Source organism: Adonisia turfae CCMR0081 (assembly GCF_011009555.1).
In the GTDB taxonomy this organism is placed as follows: domain Bacteria; phylum Cyanobacteriota; class Cyanobacteriia; order Phormidesmidales; family Phormidesmidaceae; genus Leptothoe; species Leptothoe turfae.
This window is the reverse complement of sequence record NZ_QXHD01000003.1, coordinates 703,197-707,003: the sequence shown is the minus strand read 5'-3', so window position 1 is coordinate 707,003 and position 3,807 is coordinate 703,197. Positions and strand designations below refer to the sequence as shown.

At 35.5% G+C, this 3,807-nt stretch carries 4 protein-coding genes; 1 reads left to right on the top strand and 3 read right to left on the bottom strand.

Annotated elements, in window-relative coordinates:
* Positions 1–1,456 (top strand): hypothetical protein (locus DXZ20_RS03770; RefSeq protein WP_250565586.1); only part of this gene is annotated, 1,456 nt, incomplete at its 5' end.
* Between the two features lie 27 nt (positions 1,457–1,483).
* On the opposite strand, the gene DXZ20_RS03765 is transcribed toward DXZ20_RS03770, so the two are convergent.
* From DXZ20_RS03765 to DXZ20_RS03755, 3 genes are all read right to left on the bottom strand, one after another.
* Positions 1,484–2,638, bottom strand: a complete 1,155-nt coding sequence (locus DXZ20_RS03765; RefSeq protein ID WP_163696486.1) for a hypothetical protein — start codon at positions 2,636–2,638, stop codon at positions 1,484–1,486.
* 93 nt (positions 2,639–2,731) lie between these two features.
* The gene (locus DXZ20_RS03760) at positions 2,732–3,313 is read right to left on the bottom strand and encodes a tyrosine-type recombinase/integrase (protein WP_163696483.1); all 582 of its coding nucleotides are present in this window, start codon (positions 3,311–3,313) and stop codon (positions 2,732–2,734) included.
* 293 nt (positions 3,314–3,606) lie between these two features.
* Positions 3,607–3,771, bottom strand: a complete 165-nt coding sequence (locus tag DXZ20_RS03755; protein WP_284681658.1) for an SUMF1/EgtB/PvdO family nonheme iron enzyme — start codon at positions 3,769–3,771, stop codon at positions 3,607–3,609.
* Positions 3,772–3,807 lie beyond the last annotated feature (36 nt).

The window sequence follows — 3,807 nt, the reverse complement described above, 5'->3', positions numbered from 1 at the left end:
TAACGATACGGGGGGAACATGCTCTGATGAATACAATTTCTCAGATCATACCGATCTACCCTCAAGAATCAAGACGGATGACTATATGGAAGTAATTCAACAATTTACTTTTGCAGGTACTTTCCAAAAAGCCCATGAAAAAGACGATAATCCTATTGATATAGTTGATAATATTTTGTGTTATGACAATGGTTTAGTTTTACTTGAAGTTGAACCCAAAATAGCGGAAGCAATTAACGGAAAAGTTTTTTTAGACTCTGGCGATTTATTTACAGGAAGTAAAATAAGACCGCCTTATCAAGGTAGTTATCAAATAAAAGGAAGAACTTTAAAAGGTTTTGAAGTAGAAGCAACTTACAGAGAAATCGATACTGCTTTGGTAGACGATATTAATTCAAAGTTAAATCCTGACAGAGGATACTTTAGCTTTGTAGATTTGCAATTACTAAACAGAAATAACAATTTAACCGCTCAAGCAAAAGGCGCTGTTTATGGTGTTTCATGTGTTGACATAAATCAGGATATTATTATAAATAACGATCAACTATACTTCTCTATTAAGTGGCTATACAAGGGTAATAGCAATAAATTAAATGCTGAATTTAGATTAAGCAAAATTCCAACTTTAGATAATAAACTATCTTATTACACATATTATTCATGGCTATCTTTACTACTAGCATTTAGTTCTGGGCGTAAAGTTTATATAATCTACGAAAAGATAACTGATATAGATGAAAACTGCATAAAAGTTATTTTCTTAGGTAGATTAATTAAGCAAAGTGAGCCAAATTTTCAAGTTGTTCAAAACTCTTGCCTATTACCATTTTTTAAAAAATGTAGTAACCAGGTTTCATCTGAGTTATTTGATGATAAGGGTTTAGGTTTAGCACTGTATTGGTACTCTACCGTGACTAATACTGAGCATATAGAAATAAGATTTTTAATTCTGTGTACTGTTTTAGAGATATTAGTAAAGAGAAATGCTGGATCAGTAAGTCAAAAGCTCATCTCTAGGGCAATACATAGGAAAATTCGAAAAGAAGTAGAATCAATTTTAGAGAAGTATAAAAATACAATTGAAGAGGATTATTTATCTAACTACGAAATATATAGGAAAAAGGTATATCAACCTCTTGAAAGCGGTAATGCTAATCAAGTTGGCCCACTTAGGGCAAAATTAAAAAACATGCTTGAAGTATATTGTGTCTTTTATAATGATTTATTTCCTGAGCTCGAATTTATTAATGTAAGAGATGATCTTATTCACCGAGGTTTCAGTGAAGTCGGTGTAACCCCTTACTATATAGACTTACACAACCTTGTAATAAGGGTTTTATTAGCTTTCTTAGGTTACCAAGGTAATTATCAAGAATACGTAGAATCTATGGTGGAAGAAAAATTTACAGGTACCTACAAAGCTGTTCCCAAAGTTTTCCCTCTACCAATTGAATGACTGTCTCTAAATTTTCCGGAGAAGAAGTCAATCACCTCTAACTGCATTCTTTAGTGCCCTAAGTAAGTTGGCTAAATTTACATTAACGCCCCAAATATCAATTTCAGTAAGGGATACTATTGCACTATCAGGATTGCCTATTACAGGTTCTTTGTCCTTCTCTTTTTCAGCTTTAGACTCTAATAGAATTTGAGAATCATATCGCTTAAGTTCACGATTTAGACTATCAACAGTTAACTGTAAAAGCTGATTCTCTGCATTAGTTAAAGATAACTGGCTTTCTAATTGTTTAATTTGGCCATATAGTTTTTGTGCCTGTATTCCCATTTCGGTATTTAGTTGATAGTCACTAACTAAAGTACCGTTAGGTAAATGAAGGTATAAGTTAAGAAGGTGTCCTATTTTTTCTAGGGCATCGTCTTTATTTTCAGGAATAACTGTAAGAATAACGTCTTGATCTTCTTCAGTGATGTTAGTAGAAACTTTAATACCTACATCTTTTAAGAACTCAGCAAAATATAAAAGGTATTGCTCACATGCTGTTTTAACTTCTGGTGGAAAGTTGAAGTGTTCAGTTAGAGAGTAAGTAGTTAAGGATAATTGGTATTTATCTATTACATACTGCTGTGCTTCGGTAAAAACTCGAATACAAGGGTCAATAATTGCTTTTAATGGAAGTTCCCAAAGGTTGATTTTTTCTCCATTAAATAAATTCAAAAGAAGTGTTTCACGTGGGAAATTCGTATCATAATTAGACCCTAGAATCCCTACTTTTTCTGCTTTTAACTGTATATTCTTATCATTAGTTAATTTAACTATTAAATCAACAAAATCATTTACTTGTTTACTTGCAGACCACCTATATTCCCAATTGATTATATCAATATCAAAGAAGAATTCATAGTTAGCGTTTTCAGTTAAAAGAATATTACTTAAACGAAAGCCAGGTAATATATCGTTTAGAGGCCAGTCGATTTCAATACTTAAGCCACTAAACGAATCCAATAAAATTTGCATAGAATAATTGCTTACTTTATCGTATATTTTTCGATCAAATAATCTAAGGGATTTATTTGGACAAAATGCATCAGATTTATCTACAACTTCTCCATTTAAAATAAACTCATAACCACCATCTTTGTATTTATTCCCCTGCTTAAATACTGAAACTGAACTGCTCATATAAAACTGACTCCTTATAAATAAAAATAGCCATCTAATATCTTCCCTGAAGGCTGAATTTACAAGCTATGGTTTCATTTAGATACGAAGGAACTAGCCAATATACCGAGCTGTCATCGTTGTTGATTTATGCCCTAGGAATCGACTAATCTCTGCTGCTGACTTGCCCGCTTTCTGGAGATTCGTAGCAAAGCTCCTACGGAAACTATGGGTACTAATTCCATCCAATTCGGGTGCAGCGTCAATCACTTCTTTCAAAACCTTATGGGCAGCCTGCCTCGATACATGAGTCTTACGCTGACTGTTTTGGTAAGCCGGGAATAGATATCCGCTTTCGGGTGCGTCGTAGGTATCTAAAAAAGTCTGCAACTGAGGTTGAATCGCAATTTCTCTCGTCATGGGTTTGCGAGCTTTCAGCACAGTAATCACAACGCGATCACATTGAATCGCACTGACATCCAAGCTCAGTACTTCAGAGATACGTGAGCCCGTGAAGTATGCGATCGCAAATACACATTGCCATTTCTTATCCGGTAGATGATTGAAAAAGGTCACCAATTCTTCTTCACCCAAGTGACGGGCTTGACCCTTACCATCTTTTTTCCGAGCTGGAGCCGCAACGGTCTCGGACAGATCAAAATTCGCAGTCGTGAACATTTTAGGAGCGATTTTCATGAACACCTCCATTCTAGTTTACGTTTCTATAGAACGTAAACTAGAAATCAACGAATTTACAAGGGTTACAGCCATCAGTCTAGAATTCGAATCATTTTTAGGGCAACTGGTACACTCAAAATCAGTTTTATGAAGTTGAATTAAGACAATATGTATCAAAATAAGACCATATTTGTGTGACAGCAAATGTGACAATCGAGAATTCTAATCTTTGTACTGATTTGAGAATTAACAGTCTCAACGTGAGATGAATTCGCCTCTGAAAAATGTAACAGTGCAAGAAGTGAAAAGGGCTACGAAAGAGAGCCTGGGGGCACACTCACAACTCGAAAACCGATAGAGTCGTTGCGGTTCTCGGGCGGATGGAGGTTGCGATAAGCGGAGCGGCAATTCACTGGATAGGAGCCCCAGGAGCCGCCGCGCATGATGTGAAATGATGATCGTCGACTATCGCCCATTTTCCATGCACTGCCGTCGCTTGGTGCTCCATCGTA